Source organism: Streptomyces sp. NPDC058373 (assembly GCF_042723275.1).
Lineage (GTDB): Bacteria > Actinomycetota > Actinomycetes > Streptomycetales > Streptomycetaceae > Streptomyces.
In genome coordinates this window covers 78,621-101,327 of sequence record NZ_JBHXJE010000012.1, presented here as the reverse complement: position 1 = coordinate 101,327, position 22,707 = coordinate 78,621, and the positions used below count along the sequence as shown (strand labels likewise).

At 71.6% G+C, this 22,707-nt stretch carries 18 protein-coding genes, 1 pseudogene and 1 riboswitch; of the genes and pseudogenes, 7 read left to right on the top strand and 12 right to left on the bottom strand.

Features of this window, described 5'->3' with window-relative positions:
- The first annotated feature begins 19 nt into the window (after positions 1–19).
- Positions 20–1,285 (top strand): glycerate kinase, encoded by a 1,266-nt coding sequence (locus ACFWMZ_RS10685; protein WP_383200778.1) that lies wholly within the window; start codon positions 20–22, stop codon positions 1,283–1,285.
- Here ACFWMZ_RS10685 and ACFWMZ_RS10680 read toward each other — a convergent pair.
- The 6 genes from ACFWMZ_RS10680 to ACFWMZ_RS10655 form a co-directional block, all read right to left on the bottom strand.
- Complete coding sequence (locus ACFWMZ_RS10680; protein WP_383177924.1) at positions 1,246–2,610, bottom strand: aminotransferase class V-fold PLP-dependent enzyme; 1,365 nt, start codon at positions 2,608–2,610, stop codon at positions 1,246–1,248. The genes ACFWMZ_RS10685 and ACFWMZ_RS10680 overlap by 40 nt on opposite strands.
- 421 nt (positions 2,611–3,031) lie before the next feature.
- A riboswitch (SAM riboswitch) is annotated at positions 3,032–3,148 on the bottom strand.
- A 118-nt stretch (positions 3,149–3,266) separates the two neighbouring features.
- Entirely contained in the window at positions 3,267–4,331 is a 1,065-nt protein-coding gene (gene trpD, locus ACFWMZ_RS10675; protein WP_383177921.1) for an anthranilate phosphoribosyltransferase, read from the bottom strand.
- A gap of 217 nt (positions 4,332–4,548) precedes the next feature.
- A complete protein-coding gene (locus ACFWMZ_RS10670; RefSeq protein ID WP_383177918.1) occupies positions 4,549–6,192 on the bottom strand; it encodes a cytochrome bc complex cytochrome b subunit in 1,644 nt (547 codons plus the stop codon).
- Positions 6,189–7,241: a Rieske 2Fe-2S domain-containing protein gene (locus tag ACFWMZ_RS10665; RefSeq protein ID WP_383177915.1), complete on the bottom strand. Its 1,053-nt coding sequence runs from the start codon at positions 7,239–7,241 to the stop codon at positions 6,189–6,191. Before ACFWMZ_RS10665 ends, ACFWMZ_RS10670 begins: the two co-directional genes overlap by 4 nt.
- Positions 7,238–8,047, bottom strand: a complete 810-nt coding sequence (locus ACFWMZ_RS10660) for a c-type cytochrome (RefSeq protein WP_383177912.1) — start codon at positions 8,045–8,047, stop codon at positions 7,238–7,240. Before ACFWMZ_RS10660 ends, ACFWMZ_RS10665 begins: the two co-directional genes overlap by 4 nt.
- A 74-nt stretch (positions 8,048–8,121) precedes the next feature.
- Positions 8,122–8,742 (bottom strand): heme-copper oxidase subunit III, encoded by a 621-nt coding sequence (locus tag ACFWMZ_RS10655; protein ID WP_023419811.1) that lies wholly within the window; start codon positions 8,740–8,742, stop codon positions 8,122–8,124.
- A gap of 337 nt (positions 8,743–9,079) precedes the next feature.
- Between ACFWMZ_RS10655 and ACFWMZ_RS10650 the strand changes: the two genes are divergently transcribed.
- On the top strand, positions 9,080–9,481 hold the full coding sequence (locus ACFWMZ_RS10650; protein ID WP_383177908.1) for a hypothetical protein: 402 nt from the start codon (positions 9,080–9,082) through the stop codon (positions 9,479–9,481).
- Between the two features lie 127 nt (positions 9,482–9,608).
- On the opposite strand, the pseudogene ACFWMZ_RS10645 reads toward ACFWMZ_RS10650, so the two are convergent.
- The 4 genes and pseudogenes from ACFWMZ_RS10645 to coxB form a co-directional block, all read right to left on the bottom strand.
- A pseudogene (locus ACFWMZ_RS10645) lies at positions 9,609–10,868 on the bottom strand (Ig-like domain-containing protein); the annotation flags it as partial.
- A gap of 192 nt (positions 10,869–11,060) precedes the next feature.
- Positions 11,061–11,459: a cytochrome c oxidase subunit 4 gene (locus tag ACFWMZ_RS10640; protein ID WP_383177902.1), complete on the bottom strand. Its 399-nt coding sequence runs from the start codon at positions 11,457–11,459 to the stop codon at positions 11,061–11,063.
- Positions 11,456–13,192 (bottom strand): cytochrome c oxidase subunit I, encoded by a 1,737-nt coding sequence (gene ctaD / locus ACFWMZ_RS10635; RefSeq protein WP_383177900.1) that lies wholly within the window; start codon positions 13,190–13,192, stop codon positions 11,456–11,458. Before ctaD ends, ACFWMZ_RS10640 begins: the two co-directional genes overlap by 4 nt.
- Positions 13,189–14,154: a cytochrome c oxidase subunit II gene (gene coxB / locus ACFWMZ_RS10630; RefSeq protein ID WP_383177897.1), complete on the bottom strand. Its 966-nt coding sequence runs from the start codon at positions 14,152–14,154 to the stop codon at positions 13,189–13,191. Before coxB ends, ctaD begins: the two co-directional genes overlap by 4 nt.
- A 697-nt stretch (positions 14,155–14,851) precedes the next feature.
- Between coxB and ACFWMZ_RS10625 the strand changes: the two genes are divergently transcribed.
- The gene (locus ACFWMZ_RS10625) at positions 14,852–16,228 is read left to right on the top strand and encodes a cysteine desulfurase/sulfurtransferase TusA family protein (RefSeq protein ID WP_383200775.1); all 1,377 of its coding nucleotides are present in this window, start codon (positions 14,852–14,854) and stop codon (positions 16,226–16,228) included.
- A 42-nt stretch (positions 16,229–16,270) separates the two neighbouring features.
- On the opposite strand, the gene ACFWMZ_RS10620 is transcribed toward ACFWMZ_RS10625, so the two are convergent.
- Positions 16,271–17,245, bottom strand: a complete 975-nt coding sequence (locus ACFWMZ_RS10620; protein WP_383177891.1) for a carbohydrate kinase family protein — start codon at positions 17,243–17,245, stop codon at positions 16,271–16,273.
- Positions 17,246–17,421: 176 nt separating this feature from the next.
- Between ACFWMZ_RS10620 and ACFWMZ_RS10615 the strand changes: the two genes are divergently transcribed.
- From ACFWMZ_RS10615 to ACFWMZ_RS10605, 3 genes are all read left to right on the top strand, one after another.
- On the top strand, positions 17,422–17,631 hold the full coding sequence (locus tag ACFWMZ_RS10615) for a hypothetical protein (protein ID WP_383177889.1): 210 nt from the start codon (positions 17,422–17,424) through the stop codon (positions 17,629–17,631).
- Positions 17,632–17,785: 154 nt separating this feature from the next.
- A complete protein-coding gene (locus tag ACFWMZ_RS10610) occupies positions 17,786–19,237 on the top strand; it encodes a hypothetical protein (RefSeq protein WP_383200773.1) in 1,452 nt (483 codons plus the stop codon).
- 204 nt (positions 19,238–19,441) lie between these two features.
- On the top strand, positions 19,442–20,470 hold the full coding sequence (locus tag ACFWMZ_RS10605; protein WP_383177883.1) for a sodium:calcium antiporter: 1,029 nt from the start codon (positions 19,442–19,444) through the stop codon (positions 20,468–20,470).
- 158 nt (positions 20,471–20,628) lie between these two features.
- Here the strand turns inward: ACFWMZ_RS10605 and ACFWMZ_RS10600 are convergent, their stop codons facing one another.
- Positions 20,629–20,985, bottom strand: coding sequence for an iron-sulfur cluster assembly accessory protein (locus tag ACFWMZ_RS10600; RefSeq protein WP_003947659.1), 357 nt, complete (start codon positions 20,983–20,985; stop codon positions 20,629–20,631).
- A gap of 315 nt (positions 20,986–21,300) precedes the next feature.
- On the opposite strand from ACFWMZ_RS10600, the gene nadA reads away from it, so the two are divergent.
- The gene (gene nadA / locus ACFWMZ_RS10595; RefSeq protein ID WP_383177880.1) at positions 21,301–22,503 is read left to right on the top strand and encodes a quinolinate synthase NadA; all 1,203 of its coding nucleotides are present in this window, start codon (positions 21,301–21,303) and stop codon (positions 22,501–22,503) included.
- Positions 22,504–22,707: the final 204 nt, after the last annotated feature.

Sequence of the window (22,707 nt, the reverse complement as noted above, 5' to 3'; positions counted from 1 at the left end):
CGATTCACCGGGAGTCACCGTGCCGCAGTACCCGACCCGTTTCGCCGTCGCCCCCAGCGGATTCAAGGAGTCCCTCTCCGCGCCGGACGCGGCCCGCGCCATCGCCGCCGGGATCCATCGGGTGGTGCCCGGCGCCGAGGTGGACCTGATCCCGCTGGTCGACGGCGGCGAGGGCACCGCCGAGGCCCTGGCCGAGGCGGCGGGCGGGCGGCTCCTCGCCCGTACGGCGACCGGGCCGGTGGGCGCCCTGGTGCCGACCCGCTTCGCCCTGCTGCCGGACCGGACGGCGGTGGTCGAGATGGCGGCCGTGGCGGGCCTCTCGCTGGTCCCCCGCACCGCCCGCGACCCCGGCCGCACCACCACCCGCGGCGTCGGCGAACTGATCACCGCCGCCCTCGACACGGGCGCCGCACGCGTCCTGGTCGGCTGCGGCGACTCCGGTACCTCCGACGGGGGCGCCGGGGCCCTCCAGGCGCTGGGCGCCCGCCTCCTGGACGCCGACGGACAGGAACTGGGTCCGGGGGGCGTGGAGTTGGCGCGGCTGGCGCGGATCGACACGGCCGGGCTCGATCCACGGCTGGCCCGCACCCCGGTCAAGGTGGCCTGCAACCCGTACAACGTGCTCTGCGGGGAGCGGGGCGTGGCGCGGGTCTTCGGTCCGCAGAAGGGCGCCTCCCCGGAGCGTGTGGAGGAGCTGGCGGCCGGGCTGGAGCGGTGGGCGGCGGTACTGGCCCGGGACGTGGCGCCGGGCCGCTGCCGCCTCGCCGACCTCAGGCTGGACGCGGGTACGGGTGCCTCCGGCGGGCTCGGCGCGGGGCTCGCGGCGCTCGGGGCCGACCTGCTGCCCCGCTTCGAGGTGCTGCTGGACCGGCTCGACCTGGACGCCCGGCTGGCCCGCGCCGACCTGGTGGTGACGGCCGAGGGCGCCCTCGACGGGCAGACCCCGCGCGGCAAGGTGCCCGCCGAGGTGGCCCGGCGCGCCAAGCTCTCCGGGCGGCCGGTGCTGGCGCTCGCCGGGACCCTCGGCGAGGGCCACCGCGAGGTGCGGGGCGTCGGCGTCGACGCCTACAGCGGCATCCTCCCGGGGCCGGTGGGGCTGGCGGAGGCGCTGGGCCGGGGCGCGGAGTTCCTCACCGACGCCACCGAGCGGGCGCTGCGCATGGTGCTGCTCGGGGCGGGGCTCGGCGGCCGGGCGGCGGCGCCGGTCGCGGCGGCCGCCGGGCTCGCCGGGCGGGCCGTCCCCGCTCAGACGGCCGGGACCCAGCGCCCGTCGACGGTGCGGTAGTCGAGGCGGGCGCCGGTGGTGACCAGCTCCCGGACGGCGCCGAGGAACCGCTCGACGTGCTCCTCGGGCGTTCCGGCGCCGAAGCTGACCCGGACCGCGCTGAGCGCCTGCCCGTCGGTCTCCTCGGGGGCGCCGCACTCGCCGGGCTCGGTCCGGTCGGCCTCCAGCAGGGTGCGGACGAAGGGGTGGGCGCAGAAGAGGCCGTCGCGGACGCCGATGCCGTACTCGGCGGAGAGGGCGGCGGCCAGGTGCGAGCTGTGCCAGCCGTCGGCGGTGAAGGAGACCACGCCGACCCGGTCGGCGCCGGCGCCGAAGAGGGAGAGCACGCGGACGCCGGGCAGTTCGGCCAGGCCGGTCAGCAGCCGCTCCAGGAGCGCCTGTTCGCGGGCGGCGAGCTCCTCCTGCCCGGCCTCGCTGAGCGCGGTGCAGGCGGCGGCGACGGCGTAGGCGCCGATGACGTTGGGCGAGCCGGCCTCGTGCCGGGCGGCGCCGGTGTGCCAGGCGACCTCCACCCCGCCGTCCTCGGTGCGGGTGACGGTGCGGCTGGCACCGCCCCCGGCGAGGTACGGCTCGGCGGCGCGCAGCCAGTCGGCGCGCCCGGCCAGCACCCCGGAGCCGAACGGCGCGTACAGCTTGTGGCCGGAGAAGGCGACCCAGTCCACGTCCAGCTCGGCGAGGGAGACGGGCCGGTGCGGGGCGAGCTGCGCGGCGTCCAGGACGATGCGGGCGCCGTGGGCGTGGGCTGCGGCGGCCAGTTCGCGGACCGGCCAGACCTCCCCGGTGACGTTGGAGGCGCCGGTGACGCAGACCAGCGCCGGGCCGTACGGGTCGCGGGCGGCGAGCGCCTGCTCCAGGGCGCGGACGGCCTCGTCGTGGGTGCGGGGGGCGTCCAGCACGGTGAGGCGGGCGGAGCGCCAGGGCAGCAGGGCGGCGTGGTGCTCGGTCTCGAAGACGAAGACCTCGCACCCCTCCGGGAGGGCGGTGGCGAGCAGGTTGAGGGAGTCGGTGGTGGAGCGGGTGAAGAGGAGTTCGTCGTCGGGACGGCAGCCGAGGAAGGCGGCGACGGTGGCGCGGCTCTTCTCGAAGAGGTCGGTGGAGAGCTGGGAGAGGTGCCCGGCGCCCCGGTGGACGCTGCCGTAGTACGGGGCGTAGGCGGCGACGTCGTCCCAGACGCGCTGGAGGGCGGGGGCGCTGGCGGCGTAGTCGAGGGCGGCGTAGTTCCGCTCGCCGCCGGTGGCGAGGGGGACGGTCACGTCGGCTCCCAGAACGGGCAGGGGGGCACAAATCGTCGGCTCGGGGGCGGCGTGGACGGCGGTGGCGGTCATGAGGGCTCCCAGGGCGGTGGGCGGCCGGGCGCGTGGCGACGCCCCGGCGGCGGGGGTGGTGGAAGGGTGTGCGGAGTAGGGCGACCGCGGCCCGGGCCCGGGGGATCCCCGGGTGTACGGCGCCCTTCCGGCCTTCCCCCCGGCGGGCGCCGGGCTCGCCCGGGCGCACCACGGGCCCTGCCGGACGCCGGCCCGGCTCAGCCGGGGGCGGGGAGGGAAAGGGGAGGACGCTGTCGGGCCGGCCAGCCCTAAGGGGTGTCCGCGGTGTCCTGCGCGGTGTCCGGTGCGTGCTCTCGGCGCGCCGGGCGCCGTGGGCGCCGTGCGGGACTTTGCGGACGCCCCTAACGCATTCGCTTGCTCACGAGAACCGCTCCCTCGAAGGACCAGGACCCCTGGACGCTCGCCCCGACGGGGCGTGAGGGGTCCGCGCTTGCCGCGGACGGTGTGACCGCGGCCTGGTCTTCACCCGGGGCACCCCGCCACGGACGGAGGGTTGCCGGACAGCGGGCCGGGGCCGTAGTCGCTGTCACTCATGACCTGCGAGCATCTTGCCACACCGGGCGGAACGCGCAAGGCGCGGTCCGGCATGCGGACCGCGCCTTGTCGGTGCGGGTGCTCAACCGCCTCTCGCGAGGCCGGGGTTGAGAAGTGCGCCGTCAGCCGTGGGAGGCCGCCACCCAGCGCTCCAGGGCCGCCTGGGCGCGGCCGGAGTCGAGGGACTCGGCCGCCAGCCGGATCCCGTCGGCGATCCGCTCGGTGAGCGGCGCGGCCGAGGGACGCAGGGCCGCCAGCGCGGCGGCGGAGTTGAGCAGGACGGCGTCGCGGACGGGACCGGTCTCCCCGGCGAGGAGTCTGCGGGCCACGTCGGCGTTGTAGGAGGCGTCGGCGCCGCGCAGCGCCTCCACCGGCACCAGGTCGATGCCGACGTCGCGCGGGTCGAAGGTCTCCTCGCGCACCTCGCCGCCGCCCACCAGCCAGACCCGGGAGGTCGCTGTGGTGGTCAGCTCGTCGAGCCCGTCGTCGCCCCGGAAGACCAGCGCCGAGGAGCCGCGCTCGGCGAGGACTCCGGCGAGGATCGGCGCCATCCGGGCGTCGGCGACGCCGGTGGCCTGGGCGCGTACCCGGGCCGGGTTGGTGAGCGGGCCGAGGAAGTTGAAGACGGTGCGGATGCCCAGTTCCTTGCGGGCCGGGGCCACATGCCGCAGCGCCGGGTGGAAGCGGACGGCGAAGCAGAAGGTGATCCCGGCTTCCTCGGCGACCTCGGCGACCCGGTCGGGCGACAGCTCCAGGTTGACGCCGAGCTTCTCCAGGACGTCGGAGGCGCCCGAGGCCGACGAGGCGGCCCGGTTGCCGTGCTTGACGACCTTGGCGCCCGTACCGGCGACCACGATGGAGGACATGGTGGAGATGTTGACCGTACGGGCGCCGTCGCCGCCGGTGCCGACGATGTCGACGCTGTCGCCGGGGACCTCGATGGTGCGGGCGTGCGCGTACATGCCGCGGACCAGGCCACTGATCTCCTGAACCGTCTCGCCCTTGGCCCGCAGCGCGACGGCGAAGCCGGCGATCTGGGCGTCGGTGGCCTCGCCGCGCATGATGCGGTCCATCGCCCAGGCGGTGGCGTCGGCGCTCTGGTCGCGGCCGTCCAGCAGGCCGTTGAGAACCTCCGGCCAGGAACGGACCGCCGTGGTGTCGCCTCCAGCGGGGTGCGCAGCGCTCATGGTCGCTCCTGGTTCGTCTCGTCCGGCGGGATGGTCCATACCCTAACCAAGGCGCACAACGGCCTGGGGCTCTCCGTGAAGTCCTGTGCGGTCTCCGCGGTGTCCGGTGCGTGGTCTCGGTGCGCCGGGCAGGACTTCACGGAGAGCCCCAGAGGCCCCGTCCGCGAACGGACGGGGCCCCAGGCGTGGCGATCAGTCGATCAAGGTGGTGCGGGGATCAGTGGTGGCCGTGGCCTTCCTGGATCTCCTTGTACTCCTCGGCCGTCGGCTTGGGGATCTGGGTCCCCTCGCCGAAGTAGGCCTTGGAGAGCTTGGCCCGGAGCTTCTCGCCGCCCTTGACCTTGCGCTCCACGCCGTTCTCGTCGACCGTCGGGCCGATCTCGACCGGCTTGTACTGCTCGTGCTGGGTGAGGGTGTGGAGCTGCTCCTGGCTGAGCGGCTCGTGGACCTCGATGAACTCACCGTGCGGCAGCCGCTTGATGATGCCGGACTCGCGTCCGTGCAGCACCTTCTCGGCGTCCCGGCGCTGCAGACCCAGGCAGATCCGCTTGGTGACGATGAAGGCGATGACCGGTCCGACGAAGAAGCCGATCCGGACGAACCAGGTGATCGCGTTGATCGACAGGTGGAAGTGGGTCGCCACGAGGTCGTTTCCACCACCCACCAGCGTGATCATGTACATCGTCACCCAGGCGACACCGAGCGCGGTACGCGTCGGGGCGTTGCGCGGGCGGTCCAGGATGTGGTGCTCGCGCTTGTCGCCGGTGACCCAGGACTCGATGAACGGGTAGACCGCCATCGCGCCCAGCACCAGGCCGAAGACGACCAGCGGGATGAAGACACCGAGGACCAGGGTGTGGCCCCACAGGTTGATCTCCCAGCCAGGCATCACTCGGACGAGGCCTTCGGCGAAGCCCATGTACCAGTCCGGCTGAGCACCGGTACTGACCATGTCCGGCCGGTAGGGGCCGATGGTCCAGATCGGGTTGATCGAGGCGATGGCCGCGACGGCCGCGATGACGCCGAAGACGAGGAAGAAGAAGCCTCCCGCCTTCGCCATGTAGACCGGCATGAGCGGCATGCCCACGACGTTCTTGTTGTTCCGGCCGGGGCCGGGGAACTGCGTGTGCTTGTGGTAGAAGACCAGGATCAGGTGGGCCACCACGAGGCCGAGCATGATGCCCGGCAACAGCAGGATGTGGATCGAGTAGAACCTGGCCACGAAGTCCGTGCCGGGGAACTCGCCGCCGAACAGGAACATCGAGATGTACGTGCCGACGATCGGCACCGACAGGACCGCGCCCTGGGTGAACCGCACACCGGTGCCCGACAGCAGGTCGTCCGGGAGCGAGTAACCGGTGAAACCGGTGAACATGCCGAGGACGAACAGCAGGAAGCCGAACAGCCAGTTGATCTCACGCGGCTTGCGGAAGGCGCCCGTGAAGAAGACGCGCATCATGTGCACGAACATGCCGGCGAGGAAGATCAGCGCGGCCCAGTGGTGGATCTGCCGGATGAGCAGACCACCGCGGACCTCGAAGCTGATGTCGAGCGTCGAGGCGTACGCCTCGGACATCAGCACGCCCTGCATCGGCGCGTAGACGCCGTGGTACTCCACCTCGTTCATCGACGGGTGGAAGAACAGCGTCAGGTACACACCCGTGAGGATGATGATGATGAAGCTGTAGAGGCAGATCTCACCGAGCATGAAGGACCAGTGGTCCGGGAAGATCTTGCGCAGGTTGGCCTTGGCGAGGGAGTAGATCCCCAGCCGGCCGTCTGCCCAGTCCGCCACCCGCTCGCCCGCGGGGGCCTTGCCCCGCGCCTGCTCGTTGGCCGGCGCTGTGGTCGTGTTACTCATCCGCGCTCCCAGAAGGCAGGACCGACGGGCTCATCGAAGTCGCCGAGGGCTTCCAGGTAGCCCTCGTCGTTGAGGCCGATGCGCAACTGCGGCAGGGCGTGTCCGGCGGGGCCGAAGATGACCCGGGCACCGTCGGAGAGGTCGAAGGTGGACTGGTGGCACGGGCAGAGCGCGTGGTGCGTCTGCTGCTCGTAGAGGCTGATGGGGCAGCCGACGTGCGTGCAGATCTTGGAGAAGGCCACGATGCCCTCGTGCGACCAGTCGAGCTCGCGCTTGTCCTTGATGTCCTCCGGCTGGAGCCGGACGATCATCAGGGCGGCCTTGGCGATCTCGTTCATGAAGCCGTGGTCGTGCTCCTCCAGGCCCTCGGGCTTGGCGAAGGTCAGCGAGCCGACCGCGAGGTCCTCGGGACGCAGCGGCTCACCCGTGTTGATGTTGACCAGGGCCTTGCCCTTGCCCCACAGGGTGTGGCGCAGCTTGTCCTCCGGGAGCGGACCGAGGTCGCGCAGGAGGACGATGCCGGAGAGCGGGACCATGGCCAGCGCGCCGAACATGGTGTTGCGGATGAGCTTGCGCCGGCCGAGCACCGACTCCTCGCCGCCCTGCTTGAAGTCGGCCAGGACCTTGGCCTTGACCTCGGGGGCCGCCTCGATCGGGTGCCGTTCGTCGGCGATCTCCACGTCCGACATCAGGGTGCGCGCCCAGTGGACGGCGCCCGCGCCGATGCAGAAGAGCGCCACCGCCAGGGTCAGACCCAGGGAGATGTTGAGGGCGCTGACCTTGCCGATCGGCCAGATGTGGACGATCTTCTCGACCGGGAAGATCACGAAGCACGCGATGAACGCGACAGTCGCGAGCATCGACACCGTGAAGAGCAGGGCCACGGTGCGCTCGGACCGCTTGGCGGTCCGCTCGTCCAGGTCCTGCTGGCGGGCCTCGTGAGGGGGCAGGCCGGGGTCGGCGAACGGGTCGTCCGCCACGGCCACCGCGCCGTGCTCGGGGTCCTGCGTCGTCGGCAGGTTCTCTTCGGGATTCTCTTGGCTGCTCATGACTTCTTGGCCTTTGCGGTCCGGGCGGCGACCCAGATGGCCACGGCGATCAGGGTGCCGAGGCCGAAGATCCACGCGAAGAGTCCTTCGGCGACCGGGCCGATACCGCCCAGCTTCAGACCACCGGGGTTCTCGGACTCGTCGCTGTTGACCGTCTGGAGGTACGCGATGACGTCCTTCTTCTCCTGCTCGGGCAGGACCGTGTCGGGGAAGGACGGCATGTTCTGCGGGCCGGTCTGCATGGCCTCGTAGATGTGCTTGGGATCCACGTCCGTGAGGTCGGGCGCGTACTTGCCGTTGGTGAGCGCACCGCCCTCGCCGGTGAAGTTGTGGCACTGGGCGCAGTTGTTGCGGAACAGCGTGCCGCCGTTGGCGATGTCGGCGCCCTCGGGGCTGTACTGCTTGGCGGTCGGCGTCGTGGGGCCCGCACCGAGCGAGGCGATGTAGGCCGCCATCTGGTCGATCTCGGCCTGGGTGTAGACGGCCGGCTTGTCCGGTGCCTGGGCGCCGGGCTGCTGGAGCGGCATGCGGCCGGTACCGACCTGGAAGTCGACCGCGGCCGATCCCACGCCGACCAGACTCGGACCGTCAGAGCTGCCCTGACCGCCGGTGCCGTGGCAGCTGGAGCAGCCGACGGCGTAGAGCTTCTTGCCCTCCTCGATGGCGAGGGACTGGGCGGTTTCTTCGGCCTGCGCCTTGTCCGCGGGTGCGAACGCGGTGTACAGCCCCCCGGTGGCCGCCAGCGCGAGGAGTAGGACGACGAACGCCGCCAGCGGATGGCGTCGTCGTGCGGAGAGCTTTTTCACGGATTACCCCGGTGTCAGGATCTTCTGCGTCGATGCTTCTGGGCAGTGGACTTCGTACGAAGTACGAGACCGAATTACTTGATCATGTAGATCGTGGCGAAGAGGCCGATCCAGACGACATCGACGAAGTGCCAGTAGTAGGACACGACGATGGCGGACGTGGCCTGTTCGTGGGTGAACCTCCTGGCCGCGTAGGTGCGGCCGAGGACGGCAAGGAAGGCGAACAAACCGCCCAGCACATGCAGTCCGTGGAAGCCGGTGGTCAGGTAGAACACGGAGCCGTACGGGTCCGAGGAGATGGTGAGCCCCTCGTGCTTGACCAGCTCGGTGTACTCAAGGACCTGACCGCCGATGAAGATCGCACCCATGATGAAGGTCACGATGAACCACATCCGGAGCTTCTTCACGTCCCCGCGCTCGGCGGCGAAGACGCCGAGCTGGCAGGTCACGGAGGAGAGCACCAGGATGGAGGTGTTGGTGAGCGAGAACGGGAAGTTCAGGCTGTCCGCCATTTCCTTCCAGTGCTCCGGCCCGGTCACCGATCGCAGGGTGAAGTACATCGCGAAGAGGGCCGCGAAGAACATCAGCTCGGAACTCAACCAGATGATGGTGCCCACACTGGTGAGGTTCGGCCGATTGACCGTCGGGTGCGCGTGCCCTGTTTCTACTGTCGTTGCTGTCGCCACGACCGACATTATGTCGGTCCCTTATCCCGCCCTCACTCCGGGGGGTGCCGTTCGGAGTGTCAGCCCTCCCTGTCCAGCTCGAACAGCCCATCGCCGGGCCCGTCGCACCGGTGTTGACGAGGGGTCGGACGGAGTAGCATCCGCGCATCGGCCCCGCCCGTCGGGCGGCCCCCGGGCGAGCCCGGCGCGGCCCAGGGGCGGGCCGGTGCCGCACGGCCTCCGGCACGGCCCCGTACGGAGCGCGGGCGGCGGTTCGCGGGCCCCGGGCCCCACCGCCCCCGGGCACGGCGCCCGCCGGGGGTGGCAAGACCGCAGGGCCCGAAGACACCGACGTCACGGAGGAACCATGCAGGCGACCGCCACGGTGCTGGTCTACAGCGACAATTCCGCCACCCGCGAGCAGGTCCGGCTGGCGGCGGGCCGCAGGCCGGCGGCGGACGTCCCCCCCGTGCGGTTCGTGGAGTGCGCGACGCTCCCGGCCGTCCTCAAGGAACTGGAGCAGGGCGGCGTGGACGCCTGCGTGCTGGACGGTGAGACCGCCCCGGCCGGGGGCATGGGCGTGTGCAGGCAGCTCAAGGACGAGATCTTCCAGTGCCCGCCGGTGCTGCTGCTGATGGGGCGCCCGCAGGACGCCTGGCTGGCCACCTGGAGCCGGGCCGACGCCGCCGTGACGCTGCCGGTGGAGCCGGTGGAGTTCGCCGCGGCGCTGGCGGCCCTGCTGCGGCCCCGCAAGCCCGTCTCGGCCTGACCCCGTCCGGCGCGGAGCCACTCGTACGAGTGATCTTCCTCGCTTCGGGCAGTGCGCCGCCGCCGCGAGGGGCGGCCCCGCGAATACCGGCCGCCCCCCCCCGCCAGGGGGGGCCGGCACCCGCACAGATCCCGGGGCCGTGGCGGTCGGCGGGTCCGGGGGCCTTGCCGGGCGGCGCCTCGGGCGCGTTGGCGCTGCCGGCCTTCCAGTCGGCCCAGTCGACGTTCCAGTCGCCGTAGCCGTTGCCGAACGGGTCCATCTCCTCGCCGATGCTGTTGACCACGCGGACCAGGTCGCCCTCGCGGATCGTCTCGAAGAACCAGGCGGCGTTGCGGGTGCTCATCCCGACGCAGCCGTGGCTGACGTTGGCCGCGCCGTGCGAGCCGACCGACCAGGGCGCGGCGTGCACGTACTCGCCGCTCCAGGTGACCCGGGTCGCGTAGTACACCGGCAGGTCGTACGACTCCGAGGTGCCGGCGGCGATGCCGACGGAGGTGCCGCGCATCCGGACGAAGTACTCCTTGCCGAGCACCACCTTGACGCCGTTGCGAGTGGCGAAGCCGGGCTTGCCGGTGGTGACCGGGAGGGTGGTGAGCTCCTCGCCGTCCTTGAACACCGTCATCACGTGGGCCGAGGCGTCGACGACGGCCTCCATCTTGCTGCCCGTGCGGATCGTCAGGGGCGCGCCTGCGGCCCCGCGGACCTTGTCGGCGACCCGGACGCCCGCCAGTTCGCTGCGGGCCGTCACGGTGGCGTCGGCGGGCCAGTACTCCTTGGGCCGGTAGTGCAGCGTCTTGCTGTCCACCCAGTACCAGCCGCCCTTCTCGACGGCCGGCTCGGAGGTGACCTTCAGCGAGTTCTCGACGATCGCGCGGGCCTTGCGGTCCTCGACGGGGGCGCTGAGCTCGGCGACGATCGGCTGGCCGACGCCGTAGGTGCCCTTCTCCGGGCCGAAGGTGACCTTGAGGCGGGCGTCCTTGCCCTTGCCCTGCGCGGCCGTGTCGAAGGTCGTCGTGCGCCGTCCGGGGCCGCCCTCGCCGTTCTCCGTGGAGGCGGTGACGGTGTAGCGGGCTCCGGCGGCGAGCGGGCCCGTGGTGCGCCAGCGCGTCCCGTCGGCGGAGAGCTCGCCCGCGACACGGCGCCCCGAGGCGTCCACGGCGATCACGTCGGTCAGCCGCCCCTTGCCCGTGGAGGTGACCTCCAGGGGCTTGTCCGGGTCGGCCTTGGTGCGGCCGCCCGCGCTGACGGTGACCTCCTGGGCCGCGTCGTACGGCGCGGCCGCGAGCGGGTGGGTCTCGGAACTCCCGCATGCCGTGGCCCCGGCCCCGAGGGCGACCACCAGCACGGTGCAGCTCAGAACCGTACGGATTCGCGGAGTGTGGCTCATGTCCACACCGTAGGAACGGATTCGGCGCTCGGCCCGGTGGGTTGAGCCGTTCGGGGCGGAGGCGGCCGCGGCTCTGCGGGCCGGTGGAGAGGGCCGCGGACCCCGTGCCGTGCCCGAACGCCGTCAGGCCCGGCGCCTCCGAGGGAGGGCCGGGCCTGACGGGCCGCCAAGGCGGCGGGGTTCAGCGAGGTGTCACTGGTTCTGGTTCTCGCCGCGGTAGTACTCGTAGATCCATCCCCAGAGGCCGATGAGCAGCATCGGGGCGGAGAAGAACAGCAGCCACCAGTCGAAGACGACACCCAGGAAGGCGAGGGAGCCGCCGATGCCCAGCGAGAGCGGCTGCCAGCTGTGCGGGCTGAAGAAGCCCACCTCGCCGGCCTCGTCCGCGACCTCCGCCTCCTTGTCGTCCTGGGCCATCGCGTCGACCCGCCGGGCGGTGAACGCCAGGTAGAAGCCGATCATGATGGAGAGGCCGAAGGCGAGGAAGAGCGCCGTCGTACCGACGGGCTCCCGCGACCAGAGGCCGTACACCACGGCGATGAGCAGGATGAAGGCGCTCAGCCAGATGAACATCTTGCCCTGGATCTTCACTTGCCTGCCTCCTTGGTGCCCGCGACGGCCTTGGGCTGCGGGTCGTGGTCCTCAAGGTGGTCCATGGTGGCGATCTCAGGGTGGTGCAGGTCGAACGCCGGGGATTCCGAGCGGATGCGCGGCAGCGTGAGGAAGTTGTGCCGCGGCGGCGGGCAGGAGGTCGCCCACTCCAGCGAGCGGCCGTAGCCCCACGGGTCGTCGACCTCGACCTTCTTGCCGTACTTGGCGGTCTTCCAGACGTTGTAGAAGAACGGCAGCAGCGACAGGCCGAGCAGGAACGAGCTGATCGTCGAGACCGTGTTCAGGGCGGTGAAGCCGTCGGCGGCCAGGTAGTCCGGGTACCGGCGGGGCATGCCCTCGGCGCCCAGCCAGTGCTGGACCAGGAAGGTGCCGTGGAAGCCGATGAACAGCGTCCAGAAGGTGATCTTGCCGAGTCGCTCGTCGAGCATCTTGCCGGTGAACTTCGGCCACCAGAAGTGGAATCCGGCGAACATCGCGAAGACCACGGTGCCGAAGACGACGTAGTGGAAGTGGGCGACGACGAAGTACGAGTCCGAGACGTGGAAGTCCAGCGGCGGGGAGGCCAGGATGACGCCGGTCAGGCCACCGAAGAGGAAGGTGACCAGGAAGCCGACCGACCACAGCATCGGGTTCTCGAAGGACAAGGAGCCCTTCCACATGGTGCCGATCCAGTTGAAGAACTTCACACCGGTCGGTACCGCGATCAGGAAGGTCATGAAGGAGAAGAACGGCAGCAGCACGCCGCCGGTGACGTACATGTGGTGCGCCCACACCGTCACAGACAGACCGGCGATCGCGATGGTCGCGCCGACCAGACCCATGTAGCCGAAGATCGGCTTCCGCGAGAACACCGGGATGATCTCGGAGACGATGCCGAAGAACGGCAGGGCGATGATGTACACCTCTGGATGCCCGAAGAACCAGAAGAGGTGCTGCCAGAGCAGTGCTCCGCCGTTCTCCGGACTGAAGACCTGTGCCCCGAACTTGCGGTCCGCCTCCAGGGCGAACAGCGCGGCGGCCAGGACGGGGAAGGCCAGCAGCACCAGGACACCGGTGAGCAGGACGTTCCAGGTGAAGATCGGCATGCGGAACATCGTCATGCCGGGGGCGCGCATGCAGATGATCGTGGTGATGAAGTTGACCGAGCCGAGGATCGTGCCGAAGCCGGAGAGGGCCAGGCCCATGATCCACATGTCGGCGCCGACGCCCGGCGAGCGGACCGCGTCCGACAGCGGGGAGTAGGCGAACCAGCCGAAGTCGGCCGCACCCTGCGGGGTGAGGAAGCCGGCCACCGCGATCAGCGAGCCGAAGAGGTACAGCCAGTAGGCGAACATGTTCAGCCGCGGGAACGCCACGTCGGGCGCACCGATCTGGAGCGGCATGATCCAGTTCGCGAAACCGTTGAAGAGGGGCGTCGCGAACATCAGCAGCATGATCGTGCCGTGCATCGTGAACGCCTGGTTGAACTGCTCGTTCGAGATCAGCTGCGTACCGGGCCTGGCCAGCTCGGCGCGCATCACCAGGGCCATCAGGCCACCGATGCAGAAGAAGGCGAACGAGCTGACCAGGTACAGCGTGCCGATCGTCTTGTGATCGGTGGTGGTCAGCCACTTCACGACGACGTTGCCCGGCTGCTTGCGGCGAACCGGCAGCTCGTTCTCGTACGAGTCGTCAGCTGCGGCGTCACCCTGGGGTTCGTTGAGGATGCTCACAGTTGGTTCTTCTCCGAGTTCCTGGCCGGGTCCGTCTGCTCAATGCCGGCCGGGACGTACCCGGTCTGGCCCTTCTCCCGGAGCTCTTCCAGGTGCTGCTGGTAGCGCTCGGGGGAGACGACCTTCACGTTGAAGAGCATGCGGGAGTGGTCTACGCCGCAGAGCTCGGCGCACTTGCCCTTGAAGGTGCCCTCCTTGCTGGGGGTCACCTCGAAGGAGTTGGTGTGGCCGGGGATGACGTCCTGCTTCATCAGGAACGGAACCACCCAGAACGAGTGGATGACGTCCCGCGAGGTCAGCACGAAGCGGACCTTCTCGCCCTTGGGGAGCCACAGGGTCGGGCCCGGGTTGCCGTTCTGCGGGTTGCGCTCGCCGGGGGTACCGACGGCGTGGACGCCCTCGGCTCCCTCGGGGAACGCGACCTTGAAGCGGTCCGGGATGGCCCGGAGGTCCTTGTCCTTCTTCGCGTCACCGGTGGAGGCGTCGCCGTCCACGTCCTCGACGTAGTTGAAGGCCCAGCTCCACTGGAAGCCGACCACGTTCACGGTGTGGGCGGGCTCGTCGGAGAGCTGGAGGAGCTTCGACTCGTCGCGGGCGGTGAAGAAGAAGAACACCGAGACGATGAGGACGGGGACCACGGTGTACAGCGCCTCGAGGGGCATGTTGTACCGGGTCTGCGGAGGTACCTCGATCTTGGTGCGGGTCCGCCGGTAGGCGAAGCAGGCCCAGATGATCAACGCCCAGACGAGGACACCCGTGACGAGCGCCGCCGCCCAGGAGCCCTGCCAGAGGGAGAGGATGATCGGTGCCTCTTCGGTCACCGGAGTGGGCATACCAAGACGGGGGAAGTCCTCGTATGTGCAACCGGTGGCGGTTGCAAGGATCAGGCCCGCAGTCAGCACCTGCGGCAGCTTCCGCCGCATCGGGCGCCGCGACGAGCGGTCGGAGCCGTTGGGACTCACGTAGCGCCTTCCCGAGAGTCTCGCCCGCGCGGTCGGGTGCGGCCTCCACGCTGGTCGGTCGCCGGCCCTGCGGCGGGCAGGGGATTGGATGTTTATGCGGACCAAACCCTACTGGACTCAATTTGGGGTCGCGCGGGGAGGGTGCCCAACGCGCCGGGCCGCACCCCGAAGGGGTGGAATCCGGGCGGAATCCCGCCGCTTTCCCCTCATCTGACGCCCCTTCCGCCCACCCCCCACCCGGCAGCACCTCCGTTTGGTCCGCGCGTGCGCGCGTGAGCATCACTCGGCTCGCGCGTACGCGCGGGCACCACGCGGCCCGCACGCCGGCGCCACCCGGTCTGCGCGCGGGCACTACCCGGCCTGCGGAAGGCCGCCTCGGGCCCGGCCGTCGTCCGAGCCCGGTCGAGCCAATCCCAGCCCGGCCGGCGCTTGAGGCCACCCCACCTCACGCCCCCGAGCCGAGGGGGCAATCCCGGCAGAACCCAAACCAAGCCCGGCCGGCGCTTGAGGCCACGAGCCGAGGGGGGACCCCAGCAGAACCCCGATACAGCCCGGCCGGCGCCCGAGGCCATTCCGGGAGCGGAGCCCCGCAACGTCACCCGAGCAGCCCCCGCCCGCCCCTCGTCGCCCAAGGCGGCGATCCCACCCCCTCGTGGCCCAAGGCGGCGAGCCGACCCCTCGGGGTTAGCGTGGCCGCGTGCCCTACTTCGACGCGGCGTCGGCCGCCCCCCTGCATCCGACGGCTCGCCAGGCGCTCCTGGCCTCCCTCGACGAGGGCTGGGCCGACCCGGCCCGCCTCTACCGGGAGGGGCGACGCGCCCGGATGCTGCTGGACGCCGCCCGGGAGAGCGCGGCCGAGTCGGTGGGCTGCCGCCCGGACGAGCTGGTTTTCACTCCTTCGGGGACGCAGGCGGTTCACGCCGGCATCGCGGGCGCCCTGGCCGGGCGCCGCCGGATCGGCCGCCACCTGGTCGTCTCCGAGGTCGAGCACTCCTCGGTGCTGCACGCGGCCGAGACCTTCGAGGCGGCGGGCGGCGAGGCCGGCCGGGTCGGCGTGGAGAGCACCGGCCGGGTCCCCGCCCAGGCGTTCGCCGCCGCCCTGCGCGCCGACACCGCCCTCGCCTGCCTCCAGTCGGCCAACCACGAGGTGGGCACCGTCCAGCCGGTCGAGGAGGTGGCCGAGGCGTGCCGGGCGGCCACGGTGCCGCTGCTGGTGGACGCCGCGCAGTCGCTGCCGTGGGGCCCGGTGGCGGGCCCGTGGTCCCTGCTGACGGGCAGCGCCCACAAGTGGGGCGGGCCGCCCGGGGTGGGGCTGCTGGCGGTGCGCAAGGGGGTGCGGTTCGCGCCGCAGGGCCCGGCGGACGAGCGGGAGTCGGGCCGCGCCCCGGGATTCGGCAACCTCCCGGCGGTGGTCGCGGCGGCTGCCTCGCTGCGGGCGGTACGCGCCGAGGCGGAGGCTGAAGGGGTGCGACTGCGGGAGCTGGTGGACCGGATCCGGCTGCGGCTGCCGGAGCTGGTCGGGGACGTGGAGGTGGTCGGCGACCCGGTGCACCGGCTGCCGCACCTGGTCACCTTCTCCTGCCTCTACGTCGACGGCGAGGCGCTCCTGCACGAGCTGGACCGGGCCGGGTTCGCCGTCTCGTCCGGTTCGTCCTGCACCTCCTCGACGCTGACGCCCAGCCATGTGCTGCGGGCGATGGGCGTGCTGAGCGAGGGCAACGTCCGGGTGTCACTGCCGCACGGGACGCCCGCGACCGACGTGGACCACTTCCTCACGGCGCTCCCCGAGGCGGTCCGCGCCGTGCGGGCCCGGCTGGGCGCGCCCGGCGCCGAACCGGCGGCCACCGCCGAGGAGCTGGTGGTCGACGCGCTGGGCCGCCGCTGCCCGATCCCGGTGATCGAGCTGGCCAAGGTCATCGAGCGGGTCCCGGTCGGCGGCACGGTGACGGTGCTGAGCGACGACGAGGCGGCCCGGCTGGACATCCCGGCCTGGTGCCGGATGCGCGAGCAGGAGTACGTCGGCGAGGAGTCGGCCGGGCGGGGCACCGCCTACCGGGTGCGGCGGCTGGTCTGAGGCGGGGCCGGGCGGCGGCGCGGGCCGCCCGGCCCGAGCGGCTCAGGCCAGGTGGGCCTGGACCTCGGCGGCGGCCTCGTGGCCGTACGCCTTGGTGAAGCGGTCCATGAAGGGGACCCGGCCGAGGGCGTACTCCTGGGTGCCGACGGTCTCGATGACCAGGGTGGCGAGCATGCAGCCGACCTGGGCGGCGCGCTCCAGGGAGACGCCCCACGACAGGCCCGAGAGGAAACCGGCGCGGAAGGCGTCGCCGACACCGGTCGGGTCGGCCTTGGTGTCCTCCTCGGGCACGCCGACCTCGACCGGGTCCGCGCCGGCGCGCTCGATGCGTACGCCCCGGGAGCCGAGGGTGGTGACGCGGTGGCCGACGCGGCCGAGGATCTCCTCGTCGCTCCAGCCGGTCTTCGACTCGATGAGGCCCTTCTCGTACTCGTTGGAGAAGAGGTAGGTGGCGCCGTCGAGCAGGGTGCGGATCTCCTCGCCGTCCATCCGCGCGATCTGCTGGGAGAAGTCGGCGGCGAACGGGATGTTCCGGCTGCGGCACTCCTCGGTGTGGCGGAGCATCGCCTCGGGGTCGTCGGCGCCGATGAGGACGAGGTCGAGGCCGCCGACCCGCTCGGCGACGGCCTGGAGCTCGATGAGGCGGGCCTCGCTCATGGCGCCGGTGTAGAAGGAGCCGATCTGGTTGTGGTCGGCGTCGGTGGTGCAGACGAAGCGCGCGGTGTGCAGCACCTCGGAGATGCGGACCGAGCCGGTGTCGACGCCGTGCCGGTCGAGCCAGGCCCGGTACTCGTCGAAGTCGGAGCCGGCGGCGCCGACCAGGACGGGGGCGGTGCCGAGCTGGCCCATGCCGAAGCAGATGTTGGCCGCGACCCCGCCGCGCCGGACGTCGAGCTGGTCGACGAGGAAGGAGAGCGAGACCGTGTGGAGCTGGTCGGCGACGAGCTGGTCCGCGAAGCGGCCGGGGAAGGTCATCAGGTGGTCGGTGGCGATGGAGCCGGTGACAGCGATACGCACGGCGGGTCTGCTCCCTGCGAGGGGTGGGGGCGGCGGGCGCCCGGGCGGGTGACTCGGAGATTCGGTCGGTTTCACGCTATCCGCTGGCCCGTCCCGCGCCCAAGGCGACGCGAATCGGCGAAACTACCCGATAGTAGGGCTTTCCTCGCCGGGGAAGACGTGCCTACGGTGCGAACATGTCGAAGCAGAGCGTCAAGGACGCCGGCCCTCTCGAACTGGACCACGGTTTCGAAGTACTGCGTGGCGACTGCGCCCGCATGTCCAAGGACTGGCCCGTCCCGCACGGCCGTCCCCGTGGGAGCGTCCTCCCGTCCTCCATCCACGGCGTACGCGTCGCCCCCGCCTCGGTCCGCCTGATCGACGGCATGTCGGAGTACGGCGACTAGGGAACGCCCCCTCCCGCACCGGGGGCTTCGGGCTCCCGGGAACCAGCTCCGCTTCCGTTCCGTCCCACCGGCGTCCCCCATCGAGGGGACACCGGTGACGGCCGGCCCTCCCCCGGGCAGGCCGTGAGGACAGTCCAGACGAAGGAGCGATGCGGTGAGCACCGAGCGATCCGACCAGGAGCAGGAACGGCCCAGGCGGCGTTCCCCGATGGCCGTTGCCTCGGTGGCGGCAGCCGTCCTGATCGTCGGCGGCGGAGGCGCGTACCTGGTGACCGCGGCCGCCTCGGGCGATGCGACGGACGGCGGGCAGCGGGCCGGCGCGGGCGCGAGCGACGGCACCCCTCCCCCGCTGGAGCTGGACGGCCACACCCGGGGCGTGGCCCCCGGTGAGCCGGACCCGGGCGGCGGTGTCTACCGGGCGCAGGTGAAGCTGCCCGAGGGCCCGGGGTCGGCCGCCGTCCACCAGTTCGAGGCAGGACCGCGCAAGGCGGACGTGGCGAAGCTGGCGAAGGCGCTCGGCGTGCCGGGAGAGCCGCGCGCCGAGGCGGGGAGCTGGCTGGTCGGTACGGCCAAGGACGGGCAGGGCCCGCTGCTGCGGGTCAACAAGAAGGCGCCGGGCACCTGGAGCTTCCAGGGCCACGCCCCGGCGGGCGGCGACGACTGCCCGAAGGGCAAGATGTGCGCCAACGCCCCGGACGGCGCCGAGGGTTCCGACCCGGTGGGCGAGAAGGCGGCCAAGAGCGCGGCCGCGCCGGTGCTGAAGGCGCTCGGCCAGGACGACGCCAAGCTCGACGCGGACCAGGTCTCGGGCGGCGTGCGGGTGGTCAACGCCCAGCCGGTGGTGGACGGCCTGCCGACGTACGGCTGGAACACCGGCGTGCGCGTGGCGCCCGACGGCTCCCTCATCGGCGGCAGCGGGCAGCTCTCCGAGCCGGTGAAGGGCGACACCTACCCGGTGCTGACCGCCAAGAAGGCACTCGACCAGCTCAACGGCGCCTCGAAGGGCGACGGCAAGGTCGGCATCGGCGGCTGCGCCGGCCCGGCACCGCTGGAGGGCGCCGAGTCCGCCGACGGCTCGACGCCGCCCGAGGACCCGTGCGCGCCGGGCGCCAAGGAGCCGGAGCGCAAGCCGGTGGCGGTGCGCGGCGCGGTCTTCGGCCTCTCCGCGCAGTTCGTCTCCGGGCGCCAGGCGCTGGTGCCGTCGTGGCTCTTCGAGGTACGGCCCGAAGGCCACGACCGGTCGTTCACGGTGACCCGCCCGGCGGTCGACCCCGAGTACCTGGCCCCGGCGCCGACACCGGAGAAGCCCGGCACGAAGCCCGGCGGCACCCCTGACGAGGACCGGAAGCTCACCGAGGCCGAGTCGTACCGCGCGGACGGCCGGGAGCTGACCGTCCGCTTCTGGGGCGGGGTCTGCGAGAAGTACACGGCCGAGGCCGAGGAGAAGGACGGCAGCGTCACGGTCCGGATCACCGGCGAGCCGCAGGAGCCCGGCAAGGCCTGCGTGAAGATCGCCAAGCAGCTCACGGCGAAGGTGACCCTGGACAAGCCGCTCGGCGACCGCAAGGTCGTCAGCGAGGACGGCTCGACGGTCCCGCGCGACTAGGGGAGATCGCCGGGAGCGGGCGCCACGCGGGGCGGTCCGGGGGTACGACACCTCCGGACCGCCCCGCGTCGTGTGGTGCCATGGGGCCCCTTAGGCCGCACCGGTGAACCCTCGCCCCTTCGGTGTACCGCCCGCCCGGCGCCGGGCAGCCAGTGAGGAAGCGGGCGTCGATCATGCGGGCGGGACGGGGCGAGGGTGCCGGACATGCTGGCCGGGCAGTGGCCACTGGGCTGGAGCGTCGCCGTGGTGTGCCTGGCCGGTGCCCTGACCGTGGTGTGCAGTGTGCGGCTGGCGGGGCTCGGGGACGTGCTGGCCGACCGTACGGGCTGGGGGGAGGCGCTCTTCGGGGCGGTGCTGTTCGGCCTGGTGACCTCGCTCTCCGGCATCGTGATGACGGCGGTGAGCGCGGCCGACGCCGAGCCGGAACTGGCGTACAGCAACGCGGTGGGCGGTATCGCGGCGCAGACCCTGGCGGTGGTCGCGGCCGACGCCTTCTACCGCAGGGTCAACCTGGAGCACGCCGCCGCCTCGCTGCAGAACCTCTTCTTCGGCTGCCTGCTGATCGGCCTGCTGGGGCTGGCGCTGATGGCCTCGTTCAGCCCCGAGGTGACGGTGGCCGGGGTGCACCCCGCCTCGCCCCTGCTGATCCTCTTCTACCTGGGCGGTCTGCACCTGATCCACAAGAACACCGAGCCGATGTGGCGGGCGGTGGGCACCCGGGAGACCGTCTGGGACGTGCCGCGGAGCGACGGGGCGTTCGCGCGGCGGTCGACGCCGCGGCTGTGGGGCGAGTTCACTCTCATCGCCGGGACCGTGGTGGTCGCCGGGTGGGCCGTCACCCGGGCCGCCGAGGGCATCCTGTCGGCGACCACCCTGCGCGCCGGTTTCGTCGGCGCGGGCATCCTCGGCGTCATCAACGCCCTCCCGGAGGCGGTCACCTCGGTCGCCGCCGTCCGCCGGGGCGCCATCACCCTCGCCTTCGCCGCGATCATCGGTGGCAACTCCCTCGACGTCCTCAACCTCGCGGTGGGCGACATCGCCTACCGCGACGGCTCCCTCTACCACGCGGCCGGGAACGACGAACTCTTCCTGACCAGCGCCGCCCTGGTCATGACCACCGTCGTCCTCGCCGGCCTCCTCTTCCGCCAGGAGCGCGGCTGGTTCCGCCTCGGCTTCGACGGCGCTCTCCTGGTCCTCATCTACGCCGCCACCATGACCATCCTGGCCTTCTGACCAGCCCCCACCTCAGCCACACCCAGCCCGGCCGGCGCTTGAGGCCACACCCAGCCCGGCCGGCGCTTGAGGCCACATCCAGCCCGGCCGGCGCGTGAGGCCGACAAAAAACGGTGCCCCACCGAAGTGGGGCACCGCTTGCCGGCGAAGCGCTTCGCTCAGCTGAAGGAGTCACCGCAGGCGCAGGAGCCCGTGGCGTTGGGGTTGTCGATGGTGAACCCCTGCTTCTCGATGGTGTCGACGAAGTCGATGGAGGCCCCGCCGAGGTACGGAGCGCTCATCCGGTCGGTCACGACCTTGACCCCGCCGAAGTCCTTGACGACATCCCCGTCGAGCGACCGCTCGTCGAAGAAAAGCTGGTAGCGAAGGCCGGAGCACCCACCGGGCTGAACCGCCACACGCAGCGCCAGGTCCTCACGACCTTCCTGGTCGAGCAGGGCCTTGACCTTGGCCGCGGCGGCGTCGGACAGGAGAATGCCGTCGCTCACGGTGGTCTTCTCGTCCTGAACGGACATCTACATCGCTCCCGGGTTGTACGGACTGCTTGCCGACTATGGGCAACTGCCGGTGAGGCCGGAACATTCCGTCTCCGGCCTGTTTGTTTTCCGGCGCGTGCCGTGCGGGCTCGGTGCGCCCGGCCACGGCGGGGGTCCGGCCGGTCTCTTCATGCTCGCACACGGGCCGGGCCCGCGACACGGGGCAGGGGCCCGGGAGGCGGGGGATGCGTCACAGTGACGCGAGCGGCATCGTCAAAGTGACATTATGCGGTTATGATAGATAACGTCAATTAGACGAAAAGGCTCGTCTGCAGAACAGAAAGGGTGCGTGACGTGACCACCGCCCAGCCCCGCACGGACCTCGACGTGCAGCCGACGCCCCTCGCTCTGCTGCTGCTCGGCCGTGAGGCCGACCCCGCGAGCGAGCGCGGCGTCGACTGCCCCGGGGACCTGCCCTCCCCGTCCGACCCCGACCTGGTGGCGCGCGCCCGCGCGGCCAAGGAGAAGCTCGGGGACAAGGTCTTCGTCCTCGGTCACCACTACCAGCGCGACGAGGTCATCCAGTTCGCCGACGTCACGGGTGACTCCTTCAAGCTCGCCCGGGACGCCGCCGCGCGGCCCGAGGCGGAGTACATCGTCTTCTGCGGCGTGCACTTCATGGCCGAGTCGGCGGACATCCTCACCTCCGACGAGCAGAAGGTGGTCCTCCCCGACCTGGCGGCGGGCTGCTCGATGGCCGACATGGCCACGGCCGAGCAGGTCGCCGAGTGCTGGGACGTGCTGAGCGAGGCGGGCGTCGCGGACCAGGTGGTCCCGGTCGCGTACATGAACTCCTCGGCGGACATCAAGGCGTTCACCGGCAAGCACGGCGGCACCATCTGCACCTCCTCCAACGCCAAGCGGGCGCTGGAGTGGGCCTTCGAGCAGGGCCAGGACCCGGCCACCACCAAGATCCTCTTCCTGCCCGACCAGCACCTCGGGCGCAACACCGCCGTCCGCGACCTGGGCATGTCCCTGGAGGACTGCGTCGTCTACAACCCGCACAAGCCGAACGGCGGCCTCACCGCCGAGCAGCTGCGGGACGCGCGGATGATCCTGTGGCGCGGCCACTGCTCGGTGCACGGCCGGTTCTCGCTGGAGTCGGTCGAGGACGTACGCGCCCGGGTCCCCGGGGTCAACGTCCTGGTACACCCCGAGTGCAAGCACGAGGTGGTGGCCGCCGCCGACCTGGTCGGTTCGACGGAGTACATCATCAAGGCCCTGGAGGCGGCTCCGCGCGGTTCCAAGTGGGCGATCGGGACCGAGCTGAACCTGGTCCAGCGGCTGGCCAACCGGTTCGCCGAGGAGGACAAGGAGATCGTCTTCCTCGACCGCACGGTCTGCTTCTGCTCGACCATGAACCGGATCGACCTGCCGCACCTGGTCTGGACCCTGGAGTCGCTGGCCGAGGGGACCCTGGTCAACCGCATCGAGGTGGACAAGGAGACCGAGGACTTCGCCAAGCTGGCGCTGGAGCGGATGCTCGCGTTGCCGTAGGCGCGCCTGGTTCCTGGTTTGCCGGAGCCCCCCTTGCCTCATGGGTGAGAGGGGCTCCGGCTTGCGCCGGGCCAGGGGGGGCGTCGTTCTGGTGCCGCCGCCCTGACCGTTGCGGTCACTGATCGGCCTCAAATGCCGGCCGGGCTGAGACCGAGCCGGTGCCTGGGCTGGAAGGCCAGGGAGGACGCGCCCGAGGGCGCCCCC

Excerpts from the sequence above, each read along its gene's own strand:
- ACFWMZ_RS10680 (WP_383177924.1), bottom strand. The coding sequence starts at position 2,610 with ATGACCGCCACCGCCGTCCACGCCGCCCCCGAGCCGACGATTTGTGCC.
- trpD (WP_383177921.1), bottom strand. The coding sequence starts at position 4,331 with ATGAGCGCTGCGCACCCCGCTGGAGGCGACACCACGGCGGTCCGTTCC.
- ACFWMZ_RS10670 (WP_383177918.1), bottom strand. The coding sequence starts at position 6,192 with ATGAGTAACACGACCACAGCGCCGGCCAACGAGCAGGCGCGGGGCAAG.
- ACFWMZ_RS10665 (WP_383177915.1), bottom strand. The coding sequence starts at position 7,241 with ATGAGCAGCCAAGAGAATCCCGAAGAGAACCTGCCGACGACGCAGGAC.
- ACFWMZ_RS10655 (WP_023419811.1), bottom strand. The coding sequence starts at position 8,742 with ATGTCGGTCGTGGCGACAGCAACGACAGTAGAAACAGGGCACGCGCAC.
- ACFWMZ_RS10650 (WP_383177908.1), top strand. The coding sequence starts at position 9,080 with ATGCAGGCGACCGCCACGGTGCTGGTCTACAGCGACAATTCCGCCACC.
- ACFWMZ_RS10615 (WP_383177889.1), top strand. The coding sequence starts at position 17,422 with ATGTCGAAGCAGAGCGTCAAGGACGCCGGCCCTCTCGAACTGGACCAC.
- ACFWMZ_RS10605 (WP_383177883.1), top strand. The coding sequence starts at position 19,442 with ATGCTGGCCGGGCAGTGGCCACTGGGCTGGAGCGTCGCCGTGGTGTGC.
- ACFWMZ_RS10600 (WP_003947659.1), bottom strand. The coding sequence starts at position 20,985 with ATGTCCGTTCAGGACGAGAAGACCACCGTGAGCGACGGCATTCTCCTG.